Source organism: Candidatus Symbiopectobacterium sp. 'North America' (assembly GCF_015762685.1).
In the GTDB taxonomy this organism is placed as follows: Bacteria; Pseudomonadota; Gammaproteobacteria; order Enterobacterales; family Enterobacteriaceae; genus Symbiopectobacterium.
Genome location: NZ_PEHF01000081.1, coordinates 1 through 26969, shown reverse-complemented (window position 1 = coordinate 26969; position 26969 = coordinate 1). Strand labels below are relative to the sequence as shown.

Genomic DNA, 26969 nt, shown 5'->3' with positions numbered 1-26969 from the left:
TTGATTGGCAAGGAGTTTTATATTTATGCACAGAGCGGGGCAGGATGTTATGACCGTCTGGCAACACCTCAGGCATCGCGCGGTAATCCTTTTTCAATAGCACGAATAAGCCGTTTTTTCTGCGGCAACTGCATGTCGATAGATTGAGCCGCACGGCGTGCCAATTGTTGCTCAATTGCCCAGTGAATATGCTCATCGATCAGCGTGCTCTGTCCGAGCCGCGCTTGTAAGGCTAGCACAACATTTTCCTCGTAGGGGGCATTCCCCAGCGCCACAGCGATATTACGCAGCCAACGCTGGTGACCGATGCGGCGGATGGCTGAACCTTTCGTGATGCGTAGAAATTTTGCCTCATCCCACTGAAACAGGTCCAGCAGCGCAGGCATATGCAGCGCGGCGCGCGGGCTAAAATCATCTTCATCGGTAAGCTGGGAAAAACGGTTCCAGGGGCAAATCAGTTGGCAATCATCACAGCCGTAAATACGGTTGCCCATCAGCGGACACAACGCTTCGGGAATGGCACCTTCCAGTTCAATGGTCAGGTAGGAGATACAGCGTCGGGCATCCACGGTGTAAGGCGCAACGATGGCCCCGGTAGGGCAGGTTGTCATACATGCGACACAGCGTCCACACTGCTCTTCCAACGGTTGATCGACGGCTAACGACAGGTCGATAAGCAGTTCTCCAAGGAAAAACCAGGAGCCCGCTTCCCGATTGAGGATCAGCGAGTGTTTACCCACCCAACCTAACCCGGCCTTGGCCGCCAGCGGGCGCTCCATAATCGGTGCAGAATCGACGAAGGGGCGGAATTGCAGGCTGCCGCAATGTTCCTGTATCCGGTCACCCAACTTTTTCAGCAGCTGACGCAACAGCTTGTGGTAATCACGCCCCAGCGCGTAACGACTAACATAACCGAGCGTCGGGTTATTCAGTGTTTTTGGCGAAGGCCGCTTTGGCGGGCAGATAATTCATGCGCACGCTGATAACGCGCAGCGTACCGGGCAACAGTTCATGCGGGCGCGCGCGCAGCATAACGTGGCGCGCCATCCACGCCATTTCACCGTGATACTGCTTATCCAGCCATGCCTGAAGCCGCGCGGCAAACGGAAACCACGCTTTATGCGTTGATGCAACGCGCTGGAGAAACCGCTTACCAATATGCCTGTCGCTGCTACCCCAATGCTCGCCGTTGGTTGGTGCTGTGCGGGCATGGCAACAATGGCGGCGATGGCTACGCTTGCGCGCGCCGCAGGGATTGCAACCACCGTAGTCGCGTGCGAGGCTGTACGCCCTCTACCAGAGGAAGCACAGTGTGCCTACGCGACATGGCAGCATGGGGGGGATGTAGCATTGACGCTCGACGCCCCTTGGCCTGACGGAATTGATTTGATTATCGACGGCCTGCTGGGGACTGGGTTATCCTCCGCGCCGCGTGCTCCCTATGATGCGCTGATCGCGCGCGCTAATGCCCATGCAGCGCCAGTGCTGGCACTGGATATTCCCTCCGGGTTGAATGCGCAAACTGGCGCCTGTGCAGGAGACTCGATCGTTGCAGCGTGCACCGTTACCTTTATTGCGTTAAAACCGGGGCTGTTGACGGGCAGGGCACGCGCTTGTGTCGGCGCGTTACATTATGCGAATTTGGGTCTTTCAGGCTGGTTGCAACAGCATCCCGCGCCGATACGGCGTTTATCCCGTGAACATTTACCAGGCTGGCTGACGCCTCGTTCGCCGCTGGCGCACAAAGGCGATCATGGCCGATTGCTGTTGGTGGGGGGGAATGCCGGAATGGGGGGCGCTATTGCGATGGCAGGAGAAGCCGCATTGTGCAGTGGTGCGGGGTTGGTGCGAGTGCTCACTCACATGCAATACGAGGCGGCGTTGCTGATGGCACGCCCGGAACTGATGGTGCAAGCGCTGAGTGATGCCACCCTGCGTGAAGGGCTTGACTGGGCCGACGTGGTGGTGATTGGGCCAGGCCTGGGGCAAGATGGCTGGGCGAAAAGCGCACTGCGCGCCGTGGAAAATTGTAACAAACCCATGCTGTGGAACGCCGATGGGCTAAACCTGCTGGCAATGAGCCCTTTTAAACGTCAAAATCGTATTTTAATCCCACATCCGGGGGAAGCGGCCCGCCTGCTGAATTGCCGAGTGACGGAGATTGAAAGTGATCGCTTACTTGCTGCCCAGAAACTGGTACAACTCTATGGCGGCACGGTCGTGCTAAAAGGGGCGGGTACCGTGATTGCCGATGAGTCTGATGCGTTGGCGCTGGTTGATGTCGGCAATCCTGGCATGGCGAGCGGCGGCATGGGCGACGTGTTGTCTGGTATTATCGGCGCATTGCTTGGACAAAAATTGTCACGCTACGCAGCGGCTTGCGCTGGTTGTGTGGTGCACGGCGCAGCGGCCGATGCGCTGGCCGAGCAGCGCGGCACGCGAGGGATGTTGGCAACCGATCTGATGCCAGTATTGTCCCGCTATGTTAATCCTGAGTGGATACCCTTAGAAAAGACAGAATGAAAAAAGTAGATTTTCCGCTACCGGATGAGGCAGCTACCATCGCATTAGGGGCATCGTTGGCGCAGGCCTGCGACAGCGCATGCAGTATTTATCTTTTTGGCGCTCTGGGCGCAGGTAAAACCACGTTCAGCCGCGGCTTCCTTCAGGCGCGCGGCCATCAGGGCAACGTGAAAAGCCCCACCTATACGCTGGTGGAGCCTTACACGCTGTCACCGCTGGCGGTGTATCATTTTGACCTTTACCGTCTGGCCGATCCAGAAGAGCTGGAATTTATGGGGATCCGCGACTACGTGACGCAGGATGCCATCTGCCTGATTGAGTGGCCGCAGCAGGGTGAAGGCATTCTCCCTAGCGCCGATCTTGAAGTGCATCTGAACTATGAAGCGCAAGGGCGACACGCGCAGGTGATCGCCATATCGGCGCTGGGTGAGCCTATTTTGGCGCAGATATCTCCCCTGCCGGAGAGTGAAACGCCATGATGAAACGCGTGCTCGCTCTGGTGATGTGGGCTGGGCTGCTGCTGGCCAGTACGGGTTGGACCGCCAACCTCTCTGATATCAAGGTGGAAAACGGTGATAATCAGGCGACGGTCAGCCTTAATTTCAGCGGACAACCGATCTATGCCTTTTTCCCGCTTAACAACCCGGATAGGGTAGTGATCGACATCCGGCAGACGGGGATGATTCAAGGGCTGCCGCTGGAGTACAGCGGGCAAAACATTATCAAAAGTATTCGTACCAGTCAGGCGAAGGATGCACAGAGCCTGAGACTGGTGCTGGATTTGACCCAGCCGGCCAAAACGTGCGCCGCGACACAGAAAGCTGGCGGAGGGTTTAACGTGGTGTTTACCGTTGCCGGGCAGCAGAAAGCGAAGGTGACAAAAGCACCGCCAGTGACTTCCGTTACGCGCGAAACCCGTAACACGGCACCGATTGAATCGGGTGGCAATCCGTTTAACAACAAACCTACAGTGGTGGTGAACAGCATTGCCTCCGCACGTGCAGTAACACCGCGTTCTGGCGGTGCCAGCGAACCGGTTATCGTCGCCATTGATGCCGGACACGGCGGGCAGGACCCCGGTGCTATTGGGCCTTCTGGCTTGCGCGAGAAAAACGTGACGCTGGCGATTGGGCGCAAATTACATACTTTGCTTAATAGCGATCCTAATTTTAAAGGCGTGATGACGCGTGACGGTGATTACTTCATCTCTGTCATGGGTCGCTCCGATGTAGCACGTAAGCAAGGTGCCAACCTGCTGGTTTCCATTCACGCGGATGCCGCGCCAAACCGTGGGGCTTCCGGTGCTTCCATGTGGGTGCTCTCCAATCGGCGTGCTAATAGTGAAATGGCTAACTGGCTGGAACAGCACGAGAAGCAGTCGGAATTGTTGGGGGGCGCAGGGGATCTGCTGGCAAACAACAGTGCCGATCCTTACCTGAGCCAGGCGGTACTGGATTTGCAGTTTGGTCACTCTCAGCGCGTCGGTTATGACGTGGCGGTCAAAGTGTTGCAGGAAATACAGCGCGTCGGGTCGTTGCACAAACGCCGTCCGGAACACGCCAACCTGGGCGTGCTGCGTTCGCCGGATATTCCCTCGTTGTTGGTGGAAACGGGCTTTATCAGCAACCTGACCGAAGAGCGTCTTCTGGGAAGCAGCGATTATCAGGATAAAATCGCCACGGCGATCTACCGGGGGTTGCGCAGCTATTTCCAGGCGCATCCAGTACAATCCGTCCCAAAGCAGGGAAACCGACCGTTCGTACAGCCGGTCAACCGTAAGGCTGCAACGCCCACGACCTCGGCATCCAGTAGTAAAGCGACCATGCGCCATACCGTGGCGCGCGGTGATTCTCTTTCAGGTATCGCGGCGCGTTACGGCGTCAGTATGGCGGCGTTGCGCAGTGAGAATAATCTGAAAAAAAATGGCGTCTGGGTGGGGCAGAAATTGCGCATTCCTGCGGGGGCTCGCACATCGACTGCATCGGCCCCGGTGCCGCGTACCGCCGTTCCGGTCAAACATAAAGTGGTAAAAGGAGATAGCCTGAGTGCCATCGCCATGCGATATGGTGTAAGTATGAAGGAGATCCAACGTGCCAATGACATGACGTCCGGCACGGTACAACTTGGGCAGACGCTGATTATCCCGTCTGCCTGATGCCGTTCGCGACGCGTGTGCGTCAATAACAGAGGAACTCGCATGCCGATTCAGGTTTTGCCTCCCCAACTGGCTAACCAGATTGCCGCCGGAGAAGTGGTGGAACGTCCCGCTTCCGTGGTGAAGGAACTGGTGGAGAATAGTCTCGATGCCGGGGCGACCCGAATTGATATCGATATCGATCGCGGCGGGGCAAAACGTATTCGGATTCGTGATAACGGCACTGGAATTGGCAAAGACGATCTGGCCTTAGCGCTGGCGCGTCATGCAACCAGCAAAATTGCCACGCTGGACGATCTCGAAGCGATTATCAGCCTGGGTTTTCGCGGCGAGGCGCTGGCGAGTATCAGTTCAGTTTCGCGCTTAACGCTGACGTCCCGTACGGCGGAGCAGAATGAAGCGTGGCAGGCCTATGCGGAAGGCCGAGATATGGCGGTGACGGTAAAACCGGCGGCGCATCCGGTGGGCACCACGCTGGAAGTGCTCGATCTGTTCTACAACACTCCCGCGCGGCGCAAATTCATGCGCACAGAAAAGACAGAATTCGCGCATATTGATGAAGTGGTGCGTCGCATCGCGCTGGCGCGCTTCGATGTGGCGTTTACCCTTAACCATAATGGTAAAACGATCCGCCAGTACCGCGCCGCGCCGGACGCCTCACAGCATGAGCGCCGTGTTGGCAGTATTTGCGGGCCGCTGTTTTTGCAACACGCGCTGCGTATTTCGTGGCAGCACAGCGATTTGTCCATCCACGGCTGGGTGGCCGATCCTGAGGGCGCAAAGCAACTGACCGATATGCAGTATTGCTACGTCAATCAACGCATGATGCGCGATCGGCTGATTAATCACGCTATCCGCCAGGCTTACCAGGATAGTTTGCACGGTGAGCAGCAGCCTGCCTACCTGCTGTTTCTTGAAGTGGATCCGCACCAGGTTGACGTCAACGTGCACCCGGCTAAGCACGAAGTGCGTTTCCATGAGTCGCGTTTGGTGCACGATTTTATCTATCAGGCGGTAGTGAGCGTATTACAGCAGGCGTCTGAGCTGCCGTTGACGGCCATGGCCTCCGATGTGGCAGGCAAAGCCATTGCGTGGCAGCCGGAAAATCGCATCGCCGCAGGGGAAAACCAGTTTGCGCAGCCCGCACGTCCGGTAGAGCATGCGTCGCCGAAAGCGGCAGACGTTCCGGCACGCCAGATGAAGGAGAGTGCCCCGGCCTATCAGTCACGCGCTTCTCAAACACAAGGGCGAGGGCCGATGCCCCTCGCTGGCGCACCCTACCAGAAAAAACTGGGTGAGCTTTACCAGACTTTATTGAAACCCGCGTCGATAGCGGAGGCGGTTCAAGAACCCATCGACAGCGTCGTGTCAGCGCCTGTGCCTGATTTGGAACCGGTCAGCATGGCGCAAGGTTTCGGCCGTCTGTTAACCGTGTTTCCGCCCAGTTTCGCACTGGTGGAGTATCAGCACGGGTTGGCGATGGTGTCACTGACGCACGCCGAGCGCTACCTCAAGCGGGCGCAGCTGTTGCCGCAGGAACAAGGGTTACGTCCCCAGCCATTATTGATTCCACAACGTTTGGCCGTAGAAAAAAATGAACGCGAAGCGCTTCTTCATCATCAGGCGCTATTGGCGCAGTTTGGTATTGATATCGCGCTGGAGTCCCAGAGGGCGCTACTGCGTGCTGTACCTTTACCATTGCGCCAACAAAATTTACAAAACTTGATCTCTGAACTGTTAGGCTATCTTGCTTTGCAACCTGCGTGCACGCCTGAGCAACTGGCGACCTGGTTGTCGGAACAGCTGCACAGTGACCACGAGCGTTGGAGCCAGGCGCAGGCGATACAACTGTTGACGGAAATAGAACGACTTTGTCCGGAACTGCCGAAACAGCCGCCAGCGTCGCTGTTGCAGCGGGTTAGCGTGGAAGATGCCATTAAGGCTTTGAAAGTATGACTGAATTATCGAGCGCAACCCTTCCCCCGGCGATTTTTATCATGGGGCCGACGGCGTCAGGAAAAACGGCGCTGGCGATGGCGTTGCGACAATCGTTGCCCGTTGAGTTGATTAGTGTGGACTCCGCCCTTATCTATAAAGGAATGGATATCGGCAGCGCCAAACCCAGCGCTGAGGAACTGGCTCAGGCTCCACACCGTTTGATCGATATTCTGGATCCGACGCAGGCTTATTCCACCGCGGATTTTTGCCGCGATACGTTGCGGGAGATGGCGGAAATTACCGCTGCCGGGCGTATTCCCTTGCTGGTCGGGGGAACCATGCTGTACTTCAAGGCGCTGCTGGAGGGGTTGTCACCGCTGCCGTCAGCCGATATGGCCGTGCGCCAGCGCATCGAAGCGCAGGCGCGTGAGCAGGGGTGGAAAGCGCTTCACCGCCAATTGTGTGAGATTGATCCCGTTGCAGCGGCTCGGATTCATCCAAATGATCCGCAGAGACTGTGCCGGGCACTGGAAGTTTTTTTCGTTTCAGGTAACACTTTAACAGAGCTGACAAAAACAGCGGGTGAGGCGTTGCCTTACCGTGTGCATCAGTTTGCCATTGCACCGGTAACGCGCGAGCTGTTGCACGAACGCATCGCGCTGCGTTTTCAGCAGATGCTGGCGGCAGGATTTGAGACGGAAGTCCGTTCGCTCTTTGCCCGGGGCGATTTACATCAGGATTTGCCGTCTGTTCGTTGCGTTGGTTATCGCCAGATGTGGTCATATTTATCCTGCGAGTATGATTACGATGAGATGGTGTTCCGTGGTATCTGCGCGACACGTCAGTTGGCGAAACGTCAAATGACCTGGCTGCGCGGTTGGGACGGAGTTCATTGGTTGGACAGTGAAAAACCGCAGGATGCGTTTGAACGTGTGATGGCGGTGGTACAGGCACCTTGATGTGCGGGTTTATTATACTCGCATAGTTAGTGCATAGGGTGGCCGATTGTGTACAATTGGCGAGTCTCAGCTCACAATTTTTTTACATCATTATTTTAGAGCCTTGGGGTTCTTTGTTACAAACAACAAGCAAATAAGGAAAATATAGAATGGCTAAGGGGCAATCTTTGCAAGACCCGTTTCTGAACGCGTTGCGTCGCGAACGTGTTCCGGTTTCTATTTATTTGGTGAATGGTATCAAGTTGCAGGGCCAGATCGAGTCTTTCGATCAATTCGTTATCTTATTGAAAAACACGGTTAGCCAGATGGTGTATAAGCATGCTATCTCCACCGTGGTGCCGTCTCGTCCGGTTTCTCATCACAGCAATAGCCCTGGCACCAGCAACTACCATGGTGGTTCGTCTGCAAATCAGCAGTCGTCGGCGCAGGAAAGTGATGACGTGGAATAACGCGTATTGCGCTTTCACCCCGGTGGGGAGCTTGTACACATCGCTAGCGCTTGCCACCAGGGTGTTTTTCGTTTGTTTGAGAGGTCGCACGTTTGTTTGACCGTTATGAAGCCGGTGAACGGGCCGTATTGGTTAATATTTATTTTTTGCAAGACAAATATACGGACGATTTGCTGGAGTTTGAATCTCTGGTTTCCTCCGCCGGTATCGAGTCATTGCAGGTGATCACCGGTAGCCGCAAGGCACCGCACTCCAAATATTTTGTGGCTGAAGGCAAGGCGGAAGAAATTGCACAGGCGGTGAAAGCCACCGATGCCTTTGTTGTGTTGTTCAACCATGCGTTGACGCCTGCTCAGGAGCGTAACCTTGAGCGTTTGTGCGAATGCCGTGTTATCGACAGAACCGGATTGATTCTGGATATTTTTGCCCAGCGTGCGCGTACTCACGAGGGAAAATTGCACGTTGAACTGGCGCAGTTGCGTCACCTTGCCACGCGTCTGGTAAGGGGATGGACGCACCTCGAGCACCAGAAAGGGGGAATTGGCCTGCGTGGGCCGGGTGAAACCCAGCTCGAAACCGACCGTCGCTTGTTGCGTAACCGTATCAGCCAAATCCTCTCTCGCCTTGAGCACGTGGAGAAGCAGCGTGAACAAGGGCGTCGAGCCAGAACGCATGCGGACGTGCCTACGGTTGCGCTGGTGGGCTACACCAACGCCGGAAAATCCACCCTGTTTAACGAAATGACAGCGGCAGGCGTTTATGCTGCCGATCAGCGGTTTGCCACACTGGACCCTACGCTGCGACGGATTAATGTTGTGGATGTCGGGGACACGGTGTTGGCTGACACCGTGGGATTTATTCGTCACTTGCCGCACGATTTGGTGGCGGCGTTTAAAGCGACATTGCAGGAAACGCGTCAGGCGTCGTTGTTGCACTTGGTGGATGCTGCCGATCCTCGTATCGACGAGAATATTGCAGCGGTAAACGAAGTGCTGGCAGAAATCGAGTCTGATGAAATTCCTGTACTGCTCGTGATGAACAAAATCGACATGCTGGACGGTTTCGTTCCGCGTATCGATCGCAACGAAGAGAATGTGCCGGTCAGGGTATGGCTTTCTGCCCAGACGGGTGACGGTATTTCGTTGTTATTTCAGGCATTGACGGAGCGGCTATCAGGGGACATCGCACATTATTCTCTGAGCCTTCCTCCGCAGGCAGGACGCCTTCTTAGTCGTTTTTATCAGCTTCAGGCAATAGAAAAAGAATGGATTGAGGAAGACGGTCGCGTGGGTCTTATAGTTCGTATGCCGATGGTGGACTGGCGTCGTCTTTGCAAACAAGAGCAAGAACTCGCGGATTATGTGGTTTGAGACTGACATGTTGGTCGATCTCGGCATTGTTCTGCGGACTCTGGGATATTGAACCTGAAGAACACCAATCATAAAAGAATGGAGCTAAAACATGGCGTGGAATCAGCCCGGTAATAACGGACAAGACCGCGACCCGTGGGGGAGCAGCAATAATCAAGGCGGCAACTCTGGCGGAAACAATAATAAAGGCGTCCGGGATCAAGGCCCTCCCGATCTGGATGATATCTTCCGCAAGCTGAGCAAAAAGCTGGGCGAACTGGGCGGAAGCAGGAATTCAGGTAATGGCGGCGGCACCTCTGGCAGCGGTTTGGGTGGTCGGGTCGTGGGTATTGTCGCAGTAGCGGCCCTGGTGATTTGGGCCGCAAGCGGCTTTTACACCATCCGAGAAGCCGAGCTCGGCGTAGTGACACGCTTTGGCAAGTTCAGCCACCTGGTAGGTCCGGGTCTGAACTGGAAACCGACATTTATCGACTCGGTTCGTGCGGTAAACGTGGAATCTGTGCGTGAATTGGCCACCTCTGGCGTGATGTTGACGTCGGATGAAAACGTGGTGCGCGTGGAGATGAACGTTCAGTATCGTGTGACGGAGCCTGAGCGCTATCTGTTTAGCGTTACCAATGCTGACGACAGTTTGCGTCAGGCGACTGACAGTGCTCTGCGCGGCGTTATTGGTAAATACACCATGGACAAAATCCTCACTGAGGGACGCTCCATCGTGCGTACTGACACGCAACGCGTATTGGAAGAAACCATTCGTCCGTACAACATGGGATTAACCCTGTTGGACGTTAACTTCCAGGCGGCGCGTCCGCCAGAGGAAGTGAAAGCCGCGTTTGATGACGCTATCGCGGCACGTGAGAACGAACAGCAATACATTCGTGAAGCAGAAGCCTATGCTAACGAAGTGCAGCCGCGTGCGAACGGTCAGGCACAGCGTGTGCTGGAAGAGGCACGTGCTTATCGCGCGCGTATCACGCTTGAAGCGCAGGGTGAAGTGGCGCGTTTCGCCAAGATTCTGCCGGAATACAAAGCCGCGCCAGAAATCACCCGCGAACGTCTCTATATCGAAAGCATGGAGCGCGTACTGGGACATACCCGAAAAGTGTTGGTTAATGACAAAGGTAATAGCCTGATGGTGCTGCCGTTGGATCAACTGATGCGCGGTCAGACAGGCAATGCCAGCGGTAACGCGACCAGTAACACCACGGCTGCGCCGATGCGTCTGCCCTCTGCACCGAACAACAACGGAGCAACCACCGGACAAACCCGTACCAGCACGGGTGGAACCGTCATGGACCAGCGCCGTGCAAACGCGCAGCGTGATTTTGGGAGAGAATAATAATGCGTAAGTCTATCGTTTTTATCCTCGTCCTGGTGCTGATGGCGCTGTATGCCTCAGTGTTTGTGGTGCAGGAAGGCCAGCGCGGCATTGTGATGCGCTTCGGCAAAGTATTGCGCGATGATGAGAACAAGCCTGTTATCTATGTGCCAGGTTTGCAGTTTAAAGTACCGTTTATTGATACCGTGAAGATGCTGGATGCGCGCATTCAGACCATGGAAAACCAGGCCGATCGCTTCATCACCTCGGAGCAGAAAGACCTGATCGTGGATTCTTACATCAAATGGCGTATCAGTGATTTCAGCCGCTACTACCTGGCGACGGGCGGCGGTGACATTTCTCAGGCAGAAGTGCTGCTCAAACGTAAGTTCAGTGACCGCTTGCGTTCTGAAATCGGTCGTTTGGATGTGCGCGGTATTGTTACCGATTCCCGTGGCCGACTGATGTTGGACGTGCGTGATGCGCTGAATACCGGTACCGGTGAAACCACCGAAGCGGATAGCGCCATTGCCTCTGCTGCCGCACGCGTGGAGCAAGAGACCAAGGGTGCGCAGCCGCATATCAACCCGAACAGTATGGCGGCTCTCGGTATTGAAGTGATCGATGTGCGTATCAAGCAGATCAACCTGCCGACGGAAGTGTCGGATGCGATCTTCGCCCGTATGCGTGCAGAACGTGAAGCGGTTGCACGTCGTCACCGTTCTCAAGGTCAGGAACAGGCGGAGAAACTGAAAGCGGCGGCAGATTATTTGGTGACGCGCACCCTGGCTGAAGCGGAACGTGAAGCGCTGATCATGCGCGGTGAAGGGGATGCGGAAGCGGCCCGGCTGTTTGCTAACGCGTTTAGCGAAGACCCGAACTTCTATGCCTTTATCCGTAGCCTGCGTGCCTATGAAGCCAGCTTCAACGACAATCAGGACGTGATGGTATTGAGCCCGGATAGCGACTTCTTTCGCTATATGCGTTCGCCGACGTCATCGCTTGCGCGCTGATTAGCTTTACCATTTTTCACCAAAAGCCCGTATGGTTATACGGGCTTTTTTAATGGCAAAATTTTCTATTGGAGTAGGTATGAGTATCACCATTTGGCTGGCGCTGGGTCTGGTCTTGATTGTGGAAGGACTGGGGCCGCTGCTGTTTCCACGAATTTGGCGTCGCATGATCCTGGCGATGGCGCAGCAGCCAGACACGATTTTGCGTTGTTTTGGCGGCGGATTAGTGGTTGCCGGCATCGTCATCTACTACATGTTGCGTCATCGCGCGGGAAGCTGAATGGCATCAAAAAATGTGCGCAAACGTATGCTAAAAGTACTGAAAGCAACCAAGTGAGATGATAGAATCCATTTTTAAGCAACCTGGTGATTCTTGAAATGGGTAAGAACGTCGTCGTACTGGGCACCCAATGGGGTGACGAAGGTAAAGGCAAGGTCGTTGACCTGCTGACTGAACAGGCTAAGTATGTTGTGCGCTACCAGGGTGGTCACAATGCTGGCCACACTCTGGTTATCAACGGTGAGAAAACCGTCCTCCACTTAATCCCCTCTGGCATCCTGCGTGAAAACGTGGTTAGCATCATTGGTAACGGTGTTGTGCTGGCACCTGATGCGTTGATGAAAGAGATAACCTCATTGGAAGCACGCGGTGTTCCGGTACGCGAACGTCTGCTGCTTTCTGAAGCGTGTCCTCTGATTCTTCCTTATCACGTTGCGTTGGATAACGCGCGCGAAAAAGCGCGTGGTGAGAAAGCTATTGGCACCACGGGTCGTGGTATCGGCCCGGCGTATGAAGATAAAGTGGCGCGTCGTGGTTTGCGCGTGGGCGATCTGTTCGACAAGCAGGCGTTTGCCGTCAAACTGAAAGAGATCGTTGAGTACCATAACTTCCAACTGGTGAATTATTATAAAGTGGAAGCGGTGGACTACCAGAAAGTGCTGGATGATGTGCTGGCGATTGCCGACATTCTCACTGCAATGGTGGTTGATGTTTCCGATCTGCTGTTCAAAGCGCATCAGCGTGGCGATCTGGTGATGTTCGAAGGCGCGCAAGGCACGCTGCTGGACATCGACCACGGTACCTATCCGTACGTGACCTCCTCTAACACCACGGCGGGCGGCGTTGCTACCGGTTCTGGTCTGGGGCCGCGTTACGTGGATTACGTGCTGGGTATCGTCAAAGCTTACTCTACCCGCGTTGGTGCAGGTCCATTCCCTACCGAGCTGTTTGATGATGTTGGCGAGCATCTGTCGCAGAAAGGCAACGAGTTTGGTGCAACCACAGGCCGTCGTCGCCGTACCGGTTGGCTGGATGCGGTTGCCGTGCGTCGTGCCGTACAGATCAACTCCCTGTCCGGTTTCTGCATGACCAAACTGGACGTGCTGGATGGACTGAAAGAAGTGAAGATCTGCGTCGGCTATCGTATGCCGAACGGTGATGAAGTGGATGTGACGCCGCTGGCGGCTGAAGGTTGGGAAGGCATCGAGCCTATCTATGAAACCCTGCCGGGCTGGACGGAAAGCACCTTTGGTGTGCAAGATCACAGCAAACTGCCGCAGGCTGCGCTGAACTACATCAAGCTCGTGGAAGAGGTCACCGGCGTGCCGGTTGATATTATCTCCACCGGCCCTGATCGTAGCGAAACCATGATCCTGCGCGATCCGTTTGATGCGTAATGCGTAATCCGCATTAAGCGCATAAACGAAAAAAAGGACGGGAAACCGTCCTTTTGTGTTTTACAGCACGTTGCTTTGATCCTGAGCAGATGCTGCTTTCTTCTCCAACACCGCCAATAAGGTGTTGTGAATATTCCCGAACCCACCGTTACTCATCACCAGAATATGGTCGCCGGGTTGAGCGTTTTTGGTGATCATCTCGACCAGCGTGTCGATATCCGCGCTCCAGTGTGCAGGCTGCACACTGGCATCAGCCACTTCAACCACCTGCCACGAAATGTGCTGCGGTTGGAACAGGAACACTTCATCTGCACGCCCTAATGACGGGGCCAGCTCATTCTTGATAACGCCCATTTTCATGGTGTTTGAGCGCGGTTCCAGCACAGCCAGAATGCGCGCCGTTCCGCCCACCTTGCTGCGTAAGGCTGCCAGTGTGGCAAGAATCGCCGTCGGGTGGTGCGCAAAATCGTCGTAGACGCTGATATTGTTGACGGTGCCGCGCAGTTCAAGGCGGCGGCGGGCATTGATAAATTCGCCCAGCGCCCGGCAGGCTTCTTCTGCGGGTACGCCTACATGGTGCGCCGCCGCGATGGCCATCAAGGCGTTATGCATGTTGTGCTCGCCTACCAGTTTCCAGCGTACTTCGCCGACCAACTCATCGTTCAGATAAACCTGAAATTCGCTGGCATCGGTCGTGACTTTTTTCGCTTTCCAGACACCGTCATCGCCCACCAGTTCCTGCTCACTCCAACAGCCCATGCCCATCACCTGTTTAAGGTGTAAGTCATTGCCTGGAAGAATGATTTTACCTGTTCCCGGCACCAGGCGAACCAGATGGTGGAACTGTTTCTGAATGGCTTTCAGATCGTCAAAAATATCTGCATGATCGAATTCGAGGTTGTTCAGGAGCAGCGTGCGCGGCGCATAGTGCACGAATTTTGAACGTTTGTCGAAGAACGCACAGTCATATTCGTCGGCTTCCACTACCATAAAGGTGCCGCCGCCCAAGCGGGCAGAAACGGTGAAGTTGCCGGGCACCCCGCCTATGACGAAACCGGGTTGGTAGCCGCAGGCTTCCAGAATCCAGGTTACCATCCCTGCGGTGGTGGTTTTACCGTGTGTGCAATCAATCACCCAGCGTTCACGCAGCACGGCGTCATGCAGCCACTGTGGCCCGGAGACGTAGGGGATGTTTTTTTCCTGCACTGCCTCAACGCAAGGGTTGCCGCGGCTCATGGCGTTGCCGATGATCACCAAATCTGGCGCGGGGGTCTAGCTGTGCAGGATCATATCGCTGAATGAGGCTGATGCCTTGTTCTTCCAGCAACGTGCTCATCGGAGGATAAACGTTGGCATCCGAACCGGTAACCTCATGTCCCAGTGAACGCGCGAGCAGTGCCAAACCGCCCATAAAGGTGCCGCAGATACCCAAAATATGAATACACATACATTTTCCATCAGTTCCTGAAAGTCTTCGCGTATTCTAGCGCCTGGATTACGCATAAGAAATGGATTTGACTAGGTGCGGCTTTCTGTTTGGGCTACACTGCATGCGCAAACATGAGCGATGAAAATTGAAACCACTTTTCATTCGTAGATTCTGGAATAGTGTTATGAAAACGTTAGGCGAATTTATCGTCGAAAAACAGCACGATTTCTCTCACGCAACCGGTGAACTGACCGCGCTGTTGTCTGCACTCAAACTGGGCGCCAAAATTATTCACCGTGATATCAACAAGGCTGGATTGATTGATATCCTGGGAACCAGCGGCGTGTCGAACGTTCAGGGCGAAGTGCAGATGAAGCTGGATCTGCATGCCAATGAAAAACTGAAAGCGGCACTGAAAGCGCGTGGTGAAGTAGCGGGGATTGCCTCCGAAGAAGAAGATGAGATCGTCGTTTTTGAAGGCGACCGTGGTCTAAACGCCAAATATGTGGTGTTAATGGACCCGCTGGATGGTTCTTTCAACATTGATGTTAACGTATCTGTTGGCACCATCTTCTCCATTTACCGTCGTATTACCCTGTTGGGTACGCGGGTTACGGAAGCCGATTTCCTGCAACCAGGTAACAAACAGGTGGCGGCAGGGTATATCGTGTACGGTTCCTCGACCATGCTGGTGTACACCACCGGTCACGGCGTGCATGCCTTTACCTATGATCCTTCCCTGGGCGTTTTCTGCCTGTCGCACGAACGTGTGCATTTCCCGGAAAAAGGGAACATGTACTCGATTAACGAAGAAAACTACATCAAATTCCCGCAGGGCGTGAAGAAATACATCAAGTATTGCCAGGAACAGGATGAAGCAACGCAGCGTCCTTACACCTCCTCATTGGTGGCGGATTTTCACCGTAACCTGCTGAAAGACGGCATCTACTTGTATCCAAGCACCGCAAGCTATCCGAAAGGAAAACTGCGCTTGCTGTACGAATGCAACCCGATGGCATTCCTGGCAGAACAGGCAGGCGGTAAAGCCAGCGATGGCGCACGACGTATTCTTGATATTGAGCCGGAGAAATTGCACCAGCGCTGCCCATTCTTTGTTGGCACCGAATCCATGGTGAACGACGTGGAACGTTTCATCGCTGAGTTTCCGGACGAATAGCGACGGTTTGCACGAACGCCGCTGAGAGGTATTGTCATACCCTAACGACTTCGCGTGGCCAGCATCTCTGCTACGTGAAATAGGATGGGTATCGCTTTACTGCCCCGGCGTTTGACGACTGAACCAGCTTTCCAGAATAATGACGGCCGAGGTGGCATCCACCTGGCCTTTATTCAATGCGCGGAACCCACCGCGTTCAAACAGGTCTGCCCGTGCTTCTACGGTGCTCAGTCGTTCATCCTGTAGTTCGACCGGTTTGCCGAAACGGCCGTGTAAGCGGTTGGCGAATTTACGCACTCTTGCGGTCAGCTCCTGCTCGGAGCCATCCATGTTCAGCGGCAATCCCACCACCAGTAAATCAGGCTGCCACTCGTTGATTATTTTTTCTACCTGGTTCCAGTCAGGCACGCCGTCCTGCGCCTTGAACGCGGTGAGCGCTCGCGCGGTGCTAGTGATCTCTTGGCCGATGGCTACGCCGATGCTTTTGGTGCCAAAATCGAAGGCTAGCAGGGTTCGGTTGGTCATCAGGCATGCCCCGCATCGGCCACGATATTGTGGATATCGATACCGATCCTTTTGGCCGCCATGAGCCAACGCTCTGCAATCGGGGTATGGAACAGGATATCGGCTTCTGCCGGAGCGGTGAGCCACACGTTCTCCAGCAGCTCCGTTTCCAATTGTCCCTGTTCCCAGCCGGAATACCCTAAGGCAACCATCGTTTCACGGGGCTGTGTCGGCGTGCCCAGCGTCTCCAGCACATCTTTTGACGTGGTAACCATCACATCGCTGGATATACTGATGCTGGAACCAAAACCTGACTGCGGCGTGTGCAGAATAAAACCGCGATCGTCTGCCAGTGGACCACCGGAGAACACCGGTTTATCCAGAAGAATATCGGGATCGCGCGGCGTCGGCTCGATATGCAGCTTGCTCAGGATATCTTCTACCGAAAATTGCTCCATCGGTTTGTTGACGATAAGCCCCATTGCGCCGTCCTCATTGTGCTCAAAAATATAGATCAGGGCGCGTTTGAAAACCGGGTCCTGAACGGCTGGCATGGCGATAAGAAAATGATGCTGTAAATTCATTGTGCGTGGTTATTCGCTCTTGTCAGGGATAAGGGGGAGCCCGTGTTACCACGGGCTGGTATCGGTGGGTATCCAGCATGCTGGGCACCGATTGCAAGATACCTTAACGCGAAGTGCCTTAACGCCAAGAACCTTAACGTACAGAACATTAACGTTGGCGATCTGCCAGGCGGCGCTCAATGGCATCCATCAGCATACCGGTGATGGAAACGTCAGGAAATGCCGCTTCGATTTCCCGCACGCAGGTAGGGCTGGTCACATTGATTTCCGTTAGTCGATCGCCGATGACGTCAAGACCGACAAAAATCAGCCCTTTCTGTTTCAACGTAGGTGCCACCGCGCGAGCGATTTGCCAATCGCTTTCTGTCAGCGGGCGTGCTTCACCGCGTCCGCCCGCAGCCAGGTTACCACGCGTTTCACCGCTTTTCGGGATACGCGCCAGGCAATAAGGCACGGGTTCGCCATCCACCACCAGAATGCGTTTGTCACCGTCTTTGATGGCGGGCAGATAGTTTTGTGCCATGCAGTAGCGCTGGTCGTGTTCGGTCAGCGTTTCGATGATGACTGAAACGTTAGCGTCATCCTGTTTCAGCCGGAAAATCGATGCGCCGCCCATGCTATCCAGCGGTTTGAGGATCACATCACCATGCAACTGGTGGAACTGACGCAGTTTGTCGGCGCGGCGTGTGACCAGCGTATCCGGCGTCAGGTGCGGGAACCAAGCGGTAAACAGCTTCTCGTTACAGTCACGTAGGCTTTGCGGCTTGTTGACGATCAGCGTGCCTTTTTCTTCTGCCCGCTCCAAGATATAGGTGGCATAGATGAATTCGGTATCGAATGGCGGATCCTTACGCATCAGGACCGCATCCAGTTCGTGCAGGGCGATATCCTGCTCGCCGTGAAAATCGTACCAGCCATCATAGTCGTACTGTACTCTGAGGCGACGCGTGGTGGCACGGGCTTCGCCGGCATGAAGATAGAGGTCGTTCATCTCCATGTAATGCAGCTCATAACCGCGGCGTTGCGCTTCCAGCAGCATAGCAAAGCTGGTGTCTTTATTGATGTTGATGGAATCGATGGGATCCATCACGATGCCGAGCTTGATCATGGTTTTTCTCCTTTACCCCACATCGCCGAAACGCACCTGTAAGGCGGTAATGGCGGTAAGTGCAGTCGTTTCAGTACGTAAAACGCGTGGCCCCAGCAGAATGTCGGTGAAGTGGTGCTGGGCCGTCATCGCGATCTCATCGGCAGACAGGCCCCTTTCGGGACCAATGAGTAACCGAACGCGCGAGAGCGTTGCAGGTAGCGTATTGATGCTGTGCGTCGCACGCGGGTGTAAATTCAATTTCAGCGCTTCATCGTGCTCGGTGCACCACGCTTCGAGCGACATGGCGGGCCGGATTTCAGGAATCTGGTTTCGGCCACACTGCTCGCAGGCGGCGATGGCGATTTTTTGCCACTGCGCGATTTTTTTCTCCAGTCGTTCACCGTCCAGCTTCACGCCGCAACGTTCAGAAAACAGCGGTGTGATGACATTGACTCCGAGCTCAATAGATTTTTGCACGGTGAATTCCATCTTCTCGCCGCGCGACATGACCTGACCCAGATGCAGATGGAGCGGTGACTCTTTGTCCTGCCAAACGCCGGACTGCGTGCGGACGATAACCTGCCTTTTACTGACCGACAGGATCTCGGCGGCAAAAACGTGGTTGCTGCCGTCAAAAAGCTGCAATGCGTCGCCCGGATTCATGCGTAGCACGCGGCCCACATGATTGGCGGCATCCTCGCTCAATTCGATGTCACCCCCCGTGAGCGGCACGGTCGCGGGGTGAAAAATACGCGGTATTCGCATAGGTCTATCTTGGCTTTCGGTGATTCACTAGCGTGTGTCTGGTGGCAATGTTTTTACGCTATCACCGCAGCACATCTCGTGGTCTGCGGTGTTGGTTGAACGCTCTATAGTAGGTAGTGGAACTAGCGCTGGCAAGCCTGCTGAACGTAAGGATTATGATTCCCCTGCTGCTCGGCAATGTGCTGGTCACGAGTGCATTCCCATGATGTCATCGGGTAGCGCTTGTCCCATGCGGTAAACAGCTGGGTTTGCTGGCTGGAAAGCCGCAGTTGGTAGCGATCGCGCATGTAAAAATAGGTCCGGGCGATGGCACCGCGTGCCCGTTCGGGCGGTTCTGCCAGCTTGTTTTTGAAATCAATCTTCATCGCGCATTGGCCGTACTGGCCTTCGCAACCGTTCCATTGACCATACATGAAGTTGCCGCGATCGCCATTCACCTCACCAATGCTGGGTTGCAGGTTATGCAGATCGGTTTCCATGTCGCGATATACCTCATCGCGGGTACAGTTATTTCTACCGCCTTCTTGCCAGCATTGGCGTTGATGACCGAACTGCCAGGCTGGCACCACGTGTTCCCACTCGATACGCTGTGCGCGATCGGCGTTTTTGCGCACGGTATAACCGTAGGAGGCGAGGTCGGGGGTGCCTTTTTTACCGTCCCAGGAGATACGGAGGCCGCAATAGAAGGAGCCGAGGGTGTCCTGATGAATTTGCGCGGCAACGGCTTTGGCCTGAGTGAAATTGTTGATGGTTTGCGCTGCGGCAAACGCCGAAAACAGTGCACCACTCAGTGTCGAAATAACAAGAATGTTGCGAAGCATGTTCCAAATCTACCCATTGGCGTAAAACGCGCAGAGTAGCGAACGTCGACCTGTCGCGCAAATGGATACTGTGCGTTTTATCGCGCAGTGAGAATAAAGGCTCAGGTTTGTGGCGCGGCGTCAAACTGGAGTGGTTTACCGCACTTCAGGCAGCGATAGGTGGCATCGCCGCGTTGGGCACGGTAATGGCGACACACACTTAACTGGTGCTGCTGACAGGCGCAATGGTAAGAATAGGTTTTGCCCTGCACGGAGGCGGTGGCGAAACGGTGTGTGCGTTTCGCCGGGGTTTGTAGAATCTGTTCCGTCATCCAGAGCCATTCTTTGCCGTGGGGCGCTACGTGGCCGAAGCGGGCATACACCAGCAGATGAGCCAATTCGTGGGGAACGACCTCATCGATGAAAGCCTGCTGGTTTTCCAACAGCAGCACTGGGTTCAGGCGGATTTCCCATTGCTTTAGCCAGGCGGTCCCGGCGGTTGCGCCGCGCTGCTGATAGCTGACACTGGGCTCCGAATACTGGCTGCCTAAGGCTTGATTGGCGAATTGCAGGCGTTCACGCAGACAGTGCATGACAGCGTGGTGGAGCGCGATAGGAATGCGAGGCGAGTTCATGGCTTTGAGGATAGAACGAGGCAAAACGGGATGCAACTGAAAGGCACATTCCTCTCCCGCCTTTAGCTGGAGAGGAATGCCTTGTGATGGTTACAGACCGGCAGATGCGCGCAGTTGTGCGGACTTGTCGGTTTTTTCCCACGAGAAGTGCTCGCGGCCAAAGTGACCGTAAGAGGCAGTTTCCTGATAAATCGGGTGCAGCAGATCGAGCATCTGGATCAGCCCGTAAGGGCGCAGATCGAAGAACTCGCGTACCAACTGAGTGAGGCGCTCGGTTGGAATTTTTTCTGTGCCAAAGGTTTCGATCATGATTGATGTCGGTTCGGCCACGCCGATGGCGTAGGAAACCTGAATCTCACAGCGATCGGCCAACCCCGCAGCGACGATGTTCTTCGCCACGTAGCGCGCGGCATAGGCCGCAGAGCGGTCAACCTTGGACGGGTCTTTGCCGGAAAATGCACCGCCACCGTGACGCGCGGCACCGCCGTAGGTATCCACGATAATCTTGCGACCGGTCAAACCGCAGTCACCCATCGGGCCACCGATAACAAAACGGCCTGTCGGGTTGATAAAGAATTTGGTGCTGGCAGAGAGCCATTCAGACGGCAGAACCGGCTTGATGATCTCTTCCATCACCGCTTCATGCAAATCGCTTTGTGCAATGTCTTCTGCGTGCTGTGTTGACAGGACCACCGCGTCAATACCGACGATCTTACCGTCATCATATTGGAAGGTAACCTGGCTTTTTGCATCCGGGCGCAGCCACGGCAGCGTGCCGTTCTTGCGCACTTCAGCCTGACGCTGTACCAAACGGTGAGCGTAGGTGATGGGAGCAGGCATCAGCACATCGGTTTCATTGGTGGCATAACCGAACATCAGGCCCTGGTCGCCCGCGCCTTGTTCCAGCGGATCGCTGCGATCGACGCCCTGATTGATATCCGGTGATTGTTTACCGATGGCGCTTAATACGGCGCAGTAGTTGGCATCAAACCCCATCTCGGAGTTGACGTAGCCAATCTCACGTACCGTACGACGCGTTATCTCTTCAATATCTACCCAGGCGCTGGTGGTGATCTCACCGCCCACTAACACCATACCGGTTTTCACGTAAGTCTCACAGGCGACGCGCGCCTTGGGATCTTGTTCCAAAATGGCGTCAAGAACCGCATCAGAGATCTGGTCTGCAATCTTGTCCGGATGCCCTTCAGAAACGGATTCCGACGTAAAAAGGTGTTTAGCCATGCGTTTTTATACCTTCAAAGCAAATGCTGTAGTAGTCGCGGTGTGTCAGTAAAACAGTATAGATGGATTAACATCTGGATGGCTATTCTAGGTCACTTGTCGGACGGATTACCAGCGGTTTTTTGTTTCAGGACGGCTATCATCGAAATTTTGTATTGCCGTTTTTTTTCCGTTTAGGCTATCGAAAAGTGATTTTCATTTTGCTTTTCCTCCCACATATCGGTATAAGCGGCGAGCGGTCGCAGTGCGCCGTAAAGCGTAGCGGAAAGGGTGTACGCTCCCTGTTTTGACCCATAGCCTGACCGCAATCGTTAGGGCGGCACGGAGGTGATAGGTTTAATGATCCACGGTTTGCCGAGTCCGTTGCAATCGCAACAGGTTTCTTTTGACGTATCGGCGTCAAATACTCAGTCTTTCTTTTTTCTTCTCACTCTGCTGTTTCCCGAAGTCGCGTGTCCATGAGCTTAACGCAGGACTCCCGGGCAGGCTGATACGCCTATGTTCAGGGTTTTTGCCGCGTTTGCGTGCGTTGTCTTTCTGGTTTTTTAGGTGTGTAACCCAACGCGTGTGCTGCTGCCTTTGTTGCGCAGGCACGGATTGTTACGTTTTCTCTCGCGGGTGCGACAGAGTCTGCTAGCGTGTTTTACTACACTAATAAAGGTCACATAACGGCGGCATACTGCATGCAGTCAGTTTTTTCACTGCTGTCGCCATCAACGTGGATGGACGTGACACAGCGTTTTGGGGCAGGTCGTAATGTGATGAGTGGAATGAATAAAGAGGTTCGTTATGTCTGACGATATGATTGAAAATGGCTCGTCAGCGACGGGTAAACGTGAATATTTGCGCTCTATGCAAGAGGTGGCCATGAATGACTGCAATGCCAGCGAGATGCTACGGACGTACAACATTGCCTGGTGAGGCAACAACTATTACGACGTGAACGAGTTGGGGCATATCAGCGTTTGCCCGGATCCAGACGTGCCGGAAGCCCGCGTCGATTTGGCGTGGCTGGTGAAAGAGATGCAGCAGGACAATCAGCGTTTGCCTGCGCTGTTCTGTTTTCCGCAAATCCTGCAACACCGTTTGCGTTCGATTAACGCCGCGTTTCGTCGTGCGCGTGAGTCCTTCGGCTATGAAGGTGGCTATTTCCTGGTGTATCCCATCAAGGTTAACCAGCATCGGCGTGTGATTGAATCGCTGGTGAATTCAGGTGAACCGCTGGGACTGGAGGCAGGTTCAAAAGCTGAATTGATGGCTGTGTTGGGGCACGCGGGTATGACGCGCACCGTGATCGTGTGTAACGGCTACAAAGATCGCGAATACATCCGTCTGGCACTGATCGGCGAGAAATTGGGACACAAGGTGTATTTGGTCATCGAGAAGATGTCCGAGATTAAACTGGTGCAGGAAGAGGCCGAGCAACTCAACGTGGTGCCGCATCTCGGCGTACGTGCGCGTCTGGCCTCGCAGGGCTCAGGCAAGTGGCAATCCAGCGGCGGTGAGAAATCCAAATTTGGTTTGGCTGCGGTGCAAGTTCTGCAACTGGTCGAGATGCTGCGCGAAGCGGGGCGTTTGGACAGTCTGCAACTGTTGCACTTCCATCTCGGTTCTCAGCTGGCCAATATTCGGGATATCGCCACTGGCGTGCGCGAATCCGCCCGTTTCTATGTGGAACTGCACAAGCTGGGCGTCAACATGCAGTGTTTCGACGTCGGCGGCGGGTTGGGCGTGGATTATGAGGGCACCCGTTCTCAATCCGACTGCTCGGTAAACTATGGCTTGAACGAATACGCCAATAATGTGATTTGAGGCATTGGCGATACCTGTAATGAGCACGGTCTACCGCACCCGATGGTGATCACCGAGTCTGGGCGTGCGGTTACTGCACACCATACGGTACTGGTGTCCAATATCATTGGGGTGGAGCGTAACGAGTTTAGCGAGCCGATGCCGCCGGAAGAGGACGATCCTCGTGCGTTGGAAAGCTTGTGGTCAACCTGGCAGGAGATCAAAATGCCGGGAACGCGGCGTTCGTTGCGTGAATAGTTGCACGACAGCCAGATGGATTTGCATGATGTGCATACCCAATATACGCACGGAATGTTAAATCTGACGCAACGTGCAAAAGCAGAACAGCTCTATCTCAGCATCTGCCAGCAGATTCAGCAACAGCTTGATCCCAGCAACCGCGCACACCGTCCGATTATTGACGAATTGCAGGAACGCATGGCGGATAAATTGTATGTGAATTTTTCGCTGTTCCAGTCGATGCCGGATGCGTGGGGGATCGATCAACTGTTCCCAGTGCTGCCGCTAGAAGGTCTGGACAAACTGCCTGAGCGCCGTGCCGTACTGCTGGATATTACCTGTGACTCGGATGGGACGATCGACCATTACATCGATGGTGATGGTATCGCGACCACCATGCCGATGCCGCCGTATGATCCGGAAAATCCGCCGCTGCTGGGCTTCTTTATGATTGGTGCCTATCAGGAAATCCTGGGCAACATGCATAACCTGTTTGGCGATACGGCGACCGTAGATGTTTACGTGTTCCAGGACGGCTCCATTGAACTGGAAGAGTCTGATGAAGGCAACACGGTGGCAGACATGCTGGAATACGTCCAGTTGGATCCCGAAGTACTGATGGCCCGTTTCCGCGATCAGGTGAAGGAGACTAACCTGCCTGCTGACATTCAGTTGCAGTTCCTGGATGAGTTCGAAAGCGGCCTGTATGGCTATACTTACCTGGAAGATGCCTAATCTGAAGGCATAAAAAAAGGAGGCCATGGCCTCCTTTTTTATCTCCGTTTACTACATCCAGCGCGCTTAAGGCGCGTTTTCGCTGCTTTCACCCAATTTAATGATTTTTCGCTTAAACAGGATGCTGGCAATCAGCAGCAGAGAGTTCTTATCGTGCACACCGTGTTTGTTTAACAGCCTTGCTTTGCTGTTCAGTACTGACTTTTTATTAATTCCCACCCGTTCTGCGATCACTTCCGGTGAATACCCCTCGCTCCAGTAACGAAATACCGCATGCTCGGATTTAGAGAGTTTAACCGGTTGAGCGGCACCACTCTCATTAATTTCCTCTATATTCAATACTTTATATAAATAGCTGATCGGCGTTGATTTAGGAATAAGCACCGTTTTTTCATCAATGCAAACGGGTTCATGGTTTGAATTATTGATAATGATGAAAACGGAAACAATGTCATAAAAGTGACATTTTATCGATGCGTAGTATTCCTCGAAGCCTTCACTTTCGCTATCGATGATAAAAATGCATTTTTTTCTTCCCTGGGGTATCAATGTAAATCGGTTTGCAAACTTTACATGCAGCGCAGGGACACGTGAAAAAATTTCACGTAGGCCGACAAGCGTAAAGTTGCATTTGCTAAAAATTCTCACATCCATGGTGTTTTGACTTTATGAGTTTATTTAAAAAAACATATCTCAAATATTGTTGTCAATATTGCGCTCGTCGGGTTAGTCATCCAAAAATCACTGTGAAATAATTTGAAATATTTATCTTTTTTACGGATCCACTATCTCAAAAATAGGACTAAAGAAAATAAATATCCTATCTCAATGATAAAATTGATAAATTTCTACAACTCTCGCATGATTATCATATCAAATTCAGGGGGTTTTCCTATTAAAAAATATAATGTATTGAAAATACAGTCTGTTACGCTATTGAATTAATAGGTGTTGGTGAAACTGTTAATTACTTAAATTGATTGAAATATAAATATTAATTACTTTTGTTTATTTAAGTGATAACGAGGGCGTTGATGAAGATGAAAATATTTTATTTATTATGCCGTCAGAAGATGCGACACCGTTATTATGATTGTCCCTGTAAACTAAATGGACTACCTGTTGAGGAAAAATAAATAACGGAGAGTAATCCCTTCAGCAGATAATTGCAGCGACGTACCGATGTGATACCTCGCTGCGGTGAGAGTATCGGTTGAGTTACTTGCCTGCGGCGATACGATCGCGAATATGTTGTGCGCGTTCTTCGGCAGCAGGGTGTGAATCAAACATGCTGCTTTGTTGGCCAGCATCCAGTTTGGCCAATTTTTCAAAGCTGCTGGCTAACCCTTGTTGGTCGATGCCGCGCCGTTTTAGCAAGTCGAAAGAGTAGTCGTCGGCCTGACGCTCTTGCGTTTGAGAAAACTGCGCATTAACCAATTGTTCTCCCATATCAGCCAACTGGGATTGCGATAACGAGGTTGCCACGCAACCTGCCGAAGCGACGGCAGTGCGGGCCGCGCTGGTGGCATAGGCCACCTGCATCGCCTTACGGCTGTGGGCCAAGGCCACATGCCCCATTTCATGCCCAAGCACGCCTTCCGTCATGATATCCATTAGCACGCTGTAGACGCGAATGCAACCATTGGCCATTGCCCAGGCGTTCACGTCTTTAGTCAGGTACAACTTATAGTTGGCGGGAGTGCCATTGATATCGTGCCCAAGGGCATCAGCGATGTTGTTCAGTCGTTTTGTATAGCTGCTGTCGGCAGGAGCGATGTTGGCCTCTTTATCCATTTGTGCACAAGACTGTTCGCTGAGCGTTTTGACTTGCGCGTCGCTCAGTGTTGCTGCCTGAAACGCCTGCACTCCAGATTGCATCAGCGTGTTGTTATCCAGGTTTTGGCAGCCGCTCAGCAGGCTGGTGATAGTCAGAGCTAACAGCGGTGTTCTGATCCTCATACCCTTATCTTCCTCACTGGTTTTCAGACACACGCAGGTTCTGCTTACGAAAAGGCAGAAAAGATGTTCTTTTTTATCCACCACCATGATGAAACTCGTTTTCAAAATAGAGGAAAGCGAATGGTCTTAATATCGTAAAACGGCGAATTCACTCGCACTTTCAGTAGGCTTTGTTGCATGTATGATAGTTAAAATTCTGTTTGGCGCAAAATAGCCATGAAATCCTCTTATTTCGCCAATGGTTCCATGTGCAATCGCCCGCATTTTCATGTACATTTATAGCCATCTCTCTTTGGTCTTACTGGCTAACGTATTGATTGTTAAATGTATGTTTGGCAAGGAATCTGTTCAATCCGATCTGGAGTAAAGCATGTCCTCTCGTAAATAACTTGCCAACGCCATCCGCGCACTCAGCATGGATGGCGTGCAAAAAGCCAAATCCGGTCACCCGGGCGCACCCATGGGTATGGCAGATATCGCCGAAGTCCTGTGGCGCGATTACCTTAATCACAACCCGGCTAACCCGCACTGGGCCAACCGCGACCGTTTCGTCCTCTCCAACGGTCACGCTTCCATGCTCATCTACAGCCTGCTGCACCTCACCGGCTACAACCTG

Annotated in this window: 21 protein-coding genes and 5 pseudogenes; 15 read left to right on the top strand and 11 right to left on the bottom strand. The window is 53.6% G+C overall.

Translation table 11 applies throughout. The features are described 5' to 3' along the window. Window positions 1–68: 68 nt before the first annotated feature. Window positions 69–1095: pseudogene (queG, locus tag CS369_RS16525) on the bottom strand (tRNA epoxyqueuosine(34) reductase QueG); the annotation flags it as partial. Here queG and CS369_RS25270 point away from each other — a divergent pair. The 12 genes and pseudogenes from CS369_RS25270 to CS369_RS16470 form a co-directional block, all read left to right on the top strand. Beyond that, window positions 1083–1530 (top strand): annotated as a pseudogene (locus CS369_RS25270) (NAD(P)H-hydrate epimerase); the annotation flags it as partial. The pseudogenes queG and CS369_RS25270 sit on opposite strands and share 13 nt — an antisense overlap. Then, window positions 1510–2523, top strand: a complete 1014-nt coding sequence (locus CS369_RS16520; RefSeq protein ID WP_374191076.1) for an NAD(P)H-hydrate dehydratase — start codon at window positions 1510–1512, stop codon at window positions 2521–2523. The pseudogene CS369_RS25270 and the gene CS369_RS16520, both read left to right, overlap by 21 nt. Beyond that, window positions 2520–3002: a tRNA (adenosine(37)-N6)-threonylcarbamoyltransferase complex ATPase subunit type 1 TsaE gene (tsaE, locus tag CS369_RS16515; RefSeq protein ID WP_196907957.1), complete on the top strand. Its 483-nt coding sequence runs from the start codon at window positions 2520–2522 to the stop codon at window positions 3000–3002. Before CS369_RS16520 ends, tsaE begins: the two co-directional genes overlap by 4 nt. Next, window positions 2999–4678 (top strand): N-acetylmuramoyl-L-alanine amidase AmiB, encoded by a 1680-nt coding sequence (amiB, locus tag CS369_RS16510; protein WP_196907956.1) that lies wholly within the window; start codon window positions 2999–3001, stop codon window positions 4676–4678. Before tsaE ends, amiB begins: the two co-directional genes overlap by 4 nt. Window positions 4679–4720: 42 nt before the next feature. Next, window positions 4721–6634 (top strand): DNA mismatch repair endonuclease MutL, encoded by a 1914-nt coding sequence (gene mutL, locus CS369_RS16505; protein WP_196907955.1) that lies wholly within the window; start codon window positions 4721–4723, stop codon window positions 6632–6634. Next, the gene (miaA, locus tag CS369_RS16500; protein ID WP_196907954.1) at window positions 6631–7575 is read left to right on the top strand and encodes a tRNA (adenosine(37)-N6)-dimethylallyltransferase MiaA; all 945 of its coding nucleotides are present in this window, start codon (window positions 6631–6633) and stop codon (window positions 7573–7575) included. Before mutL ends, miaA begins: the two co-directional genes overlap by 4 nt. 149 nt (window positions 7576–7724) lie before the next feature. Next, window positions 7725–8024, top strand: a complete 300-nt coding sequence (gene hfq / locus CS369_RS16495; protein ID WP_196907953.1) for an RNA chaperone Hfq — start codon at window positions 7725–7727, stop codon at window positions 8022–8024. 92 nt (window positions 8025–8116) lie between these two features. Next, window positions 8117–9394, top strand: a complete 1278-nt coding sequence (hflX, locus tag CS369_RS16490; protein WP_196907952.1) for a ribosome rescue GTPase HflX — start codon at window positions 8117–8119, stop codon at window positions 9392–9394. A gap of 91 nt (window positions 9395–9485) precedes the next feature. Then, on the top strand, window positions 9486–10733 hold the full coding sequence (gene hflK, locus CS369_RS16485) for an FtsH protease activity modulator HflK (RefSeq protein WP_196907951.1): 1248 nt from the start codon (window positions 9486–9488) through the stop codon (window positions 10731–10733). Between the two features lie 2 nt (window positions 10734–10735). Next, a complete protein-coding gene (gene hflC / locus CS369_RS16480) occupies window positions 10736–11725 on the top strand; it encodes a protease modulator HflC (RefSeq protein ID WP_196907950.1) in 990 nt (329 codons plus the stop codon). Window positions 11726–11804: 79 nt separating this feature from the next. Further along, on the top strand, window positions 11805–12005 hold the full coding sequence (locus CS369_RS16475; protein WP_196907949.1) for a DUF2065 domain-containing protein: 201 nt from the start codon (window positions 11805–11807) through the stop codon (window positions 12003–12005). Window positions 12006–12103: 98 nt separating this feature from the next. After that, window positions 12104–13402 (top strand): adenylosuccinate synthase, encoded by a 1299-nt coding sequence (locus tag CS369_RS16470; RefSeq protein WP_196907948.1) that lies wholly within the window; start codon window positions 12104–12106, stop codon window positions 13400–13402. Between the two features lie 60 nt (window positions 13403–13462). Here the strand turns inward: CS369_RS16470 and mpl are convergent. After that, window positions 13463–14849, bottom strand: a pseudogene (gene mpl / locus CS369_RS16465) (UDP-N-acetylmuramate:L-alanyl-gamma-D-glutamyl-meso-diaminopimelate ligase). A gap of 166 nt (window positions 14850–15015) precedes the next feature. On the opposite strand from mpl, the gene fbp reads away from it, so the two are divergent. Next, a complete protein-coding gene (fbp, locus tag CS369_RS16460; protein WP_196907947.1) occupies window positions 15016–16008 on the top strand; it encodes a class 1 fructose-bisphosphatase in 993 nt (330 codons plus the stop codon). Between the two features lie 96 nt (window positions 16009–16104). Here the strand turns inward: fbp and ruvX are convergent, their stop codons facing one another. The 7 genes from ruvX to metK all read right to left on the bottom strand — a co-directional run bounded on the left by ruvX (window position 16105) and on the right by metK (window position 21628). Next, window positions 16105–16533 (bottom strand): Holliday junction resolvase RuvX, encoded by a 429-nt coding sequence (gene ruvX, locus CS369_RS16455; protein ID WP_196907946.1) that lies wholly within the window; start codon window positions 16531–16533, stop codon window positions 16105–16107. Then, entirely contained in the window at window positions 16533–17096 is a 564-nt protein-coding gene (locus CS369_RS16450) for a YqgE/AlgH family protein (protein ID WP_196907945.1), read from the bottom strand. The genes ruvX and CS369_RS16450 overlap by 1 nt, the downstream gene beginning before the upstream one ends. A gap of 148 nt (window positions 17097–17244) precedes the next feature. Beyond that, the gene (gene gshB / locus CS369_RS16445; protein WP_196907944.1) at window positions 17245–18204 is read right to left on the bottom strand and encodes a glutathione synthase; all 960 of its coding nucleotides are present in this window, start codon (window positions 18202–18204) and stop codon (window positions 17245–17247) included. A 12-nt stretch (window positions 18205–18216) separates the two neighbouring features. Beyond that, window positions 18217–18951, bottom strand: coding sequence for a 16S rRNA (uracil(1498)-N(3))-methyltransferase (gene rsmE, locus CS369_RS16440; protein WP_196907943.1), 735 nt, complete (start codon window positions 18949–18951; stop codon window positions 18217–18219). Window positions 18952–19073: 122 nt separating this feature from the next. After that, entirely contained in the window at window positions 19074–19772 is a 699-nt protein-coding gene (gene endA, locus CS369_RS16435) for a deoxyribonuclease I (protein ID WP_196907942.1), read from the bottom strand. 101 nt (window positions 19773–19873) lie between these two features. Continuing rightward, window positions 19874–20386, bottom strand: coding sequence for a SprT family zinc-dependent metalloprotease (locus CS369_RS16430; protein WP_196908006.1), 513 nt, complete (start codon window positions 20384–20386; stop codon window positions 19874–19876). A gap of 90 nt (window positions 20387–20476) precedes the next feature. After that, a complete protein-coding gene (gene metK / locus CS369_RS16425; RefSeq protein ID WP_196907941.1) occupies window positions 20477–21628 on the bottom strand; it encodes a methionine adenosyltransferase in 1152 nt (383 codons plus the stop codon). 789 nt (window positions 21629–22417) lie between these two features. Here metK and speA point away from each other — a divergent pair. After that, a pseudogene (gene speA / locus CS369_RS16420) lies at window positions 22418–24394 on the top strand (biosynthetic arginine decarboxylase). Window positions 24395–24460: 66 nt separating this feature from the next. On the opposite strand, the gene CS369_RS16415 reads toward speA, so the two are convergent. After that, entirely contained in the window at window positions 24461–25048 is a 588-nt protein-coding gene (locus CS369_RS16415) for a LuxR C-terminal-related transcriptional regulator (protein ID WP_196907940.1), read from the bottom strand. Between the two features lie 564 nt (window positions 25049–25612). After that, window positions 25613–26353 (bottom strand): M48 family metallopeptidase, encoded by a 741-nt coding sequence (locus CS369_RS16410; RefSeq protein ID WP_196907939.1) that lies wholly within the window; start codon window positions 26351–26353, stop codon window positions 25613–25615. Between the two features lie 400 nt (window positions 26354–26753). Between CS369_RS16410 and CS369_RS16405 the strand changes: the two are divergent. Further along, window positions 26754–26969 (top strand): annotated as a pseudogene (locus CS369_RS16405) (transketolase); the annotation flags it as partial.

Excerpts from the sequence above, each read along its gene's own strand:
- mutL (WP_196907955.1), top strand. The coding sequence starts at position 4,721 with ATGCCGATTCAGGTTTTGCCTCCCCAACTGGCTAACCAGATTGCCGCC.
- fbp (WP_196907947.1), top strand. The coding sequence starts at position 15,016 with ATGAAAACGTTAGGCGAATTTATCGTCGAAAAACAGCACGATTTCTCT.
- CS369_RS16475 (WP_196907949.1), top strand. The coding sequence starts at position 11,805 with ATGAGTATCACCATTTGGCTGGCGCTGGGTCTGGTCTTGATTGTGGAA.
- gshB (WP_196907944.1), bottom strand. The coding sequence starts at position 18,204 with ATGATCAAGCTCGGCATCGTGATGGATCCCATCGATTCCATCAACATC.
- tsaE (WP_196907957.1), top strand. The coding sequence starts at position 2,520 with ATGAAAAAAGTAGATTTTCCGCTACCGGATGAGGCAGCTACCATCGCA.
- amiB (WP_196907956.1), top strand. The coding sequence starts at position 2,999 with ATGATGAAACGCGTGCTCGCTCTGGTGATGTGGGCTGGGCTGCTGCTG.
- ruvX (WP_196907946.1), bottom strand. The coding sequence starts at position 16,533 with ATGACCAACCGAACCCTGCTAGCCTTCGATTTTGGCACCAAAAGCATC.
- endA (WP_196907942.1), bottom strand. The coding sequence starts at position 19,772 with ATGCTTCGCAACATTCTTGTTATTTCGACACTGAGTGGTGCACTGTTT.
- rsmE (WP_196907943.1), bottom strand. The coding sequence starts at position 18,951 with ATGCGAATACCGCGTATTTTTCACCCCGCGACCGTGCCGCTCACGGGG.
- CS369_RS16415 (WP_196907940.1), bottom strand. The coding sequence starts at position 25,048 with ATGGATGTGAGAATTTTTAGCAAATGCAACTTTACGCTTGTCGGCCTA.
- hfq (WP_196907953.1), top strand. The coding sequence starts at position 7,725 with ATGGCTAAGGGGCAATCTTTGCAAGACCCGTTTCTGAACGCGTTGCGT.
- CS369_RS16450 (WP_196907945.1), bottom strand. The coding sequence starts at position 17,096 with ATGAATTTACAGCATCATTTTCTTATCGCCATGCCAGCCGTTCAGGAC.
- miaA (WP_196907954.1), top strand. The coding sequence starts at position 6,631 with ATGACTGAATTATCGAGCGCAACCCTTCCCCCGGCGATTTTTATCATG.
- CS369_RS16470 (WP_196907948.1), top strand. The coding sequence starts at position 12,104 with ATGGGTAAGAACGTCGTCGTACTGGGCACCCAATGGGGTGACGAAGGT.
- hflK (WP_196907951.1), top strand. The coding sequence starts at position 9,486 with ATGGCGTGGAATCAGCCCGGTAATAACGGACAAGACCGCGACCCGTGG.
- CS369_RS16410 (WP_196907939.1), bottom strand. The coding sequence starts at position 26,353 with ATGAGGATCAGAACACCGCTGTTAGCTCTGACTATCACCAGCCTGCTG.
- CS369_RS16430 (WP_196908006.1), bottom strand. The coding sequence starts at position 20,386 with ATGAACTCGCCTCGCATTCCTATCGCGCTCCACCACGCTGTCATGCAC.
- metK (WP_196907941.1), bottom strand. The coding sequence starts at position 21,628 with ATGGCTAAACACCTTTTTACGTCGGAATCCGTTTCTGAAGGGCATCCG.
- hflC (WP_196907950.1), top strand. The coding sequence starts at position 10,736 with ATGCGTAAGTCTATCGTTTTTATCCTCGTCCTGGTGCTGATGGCGCTG.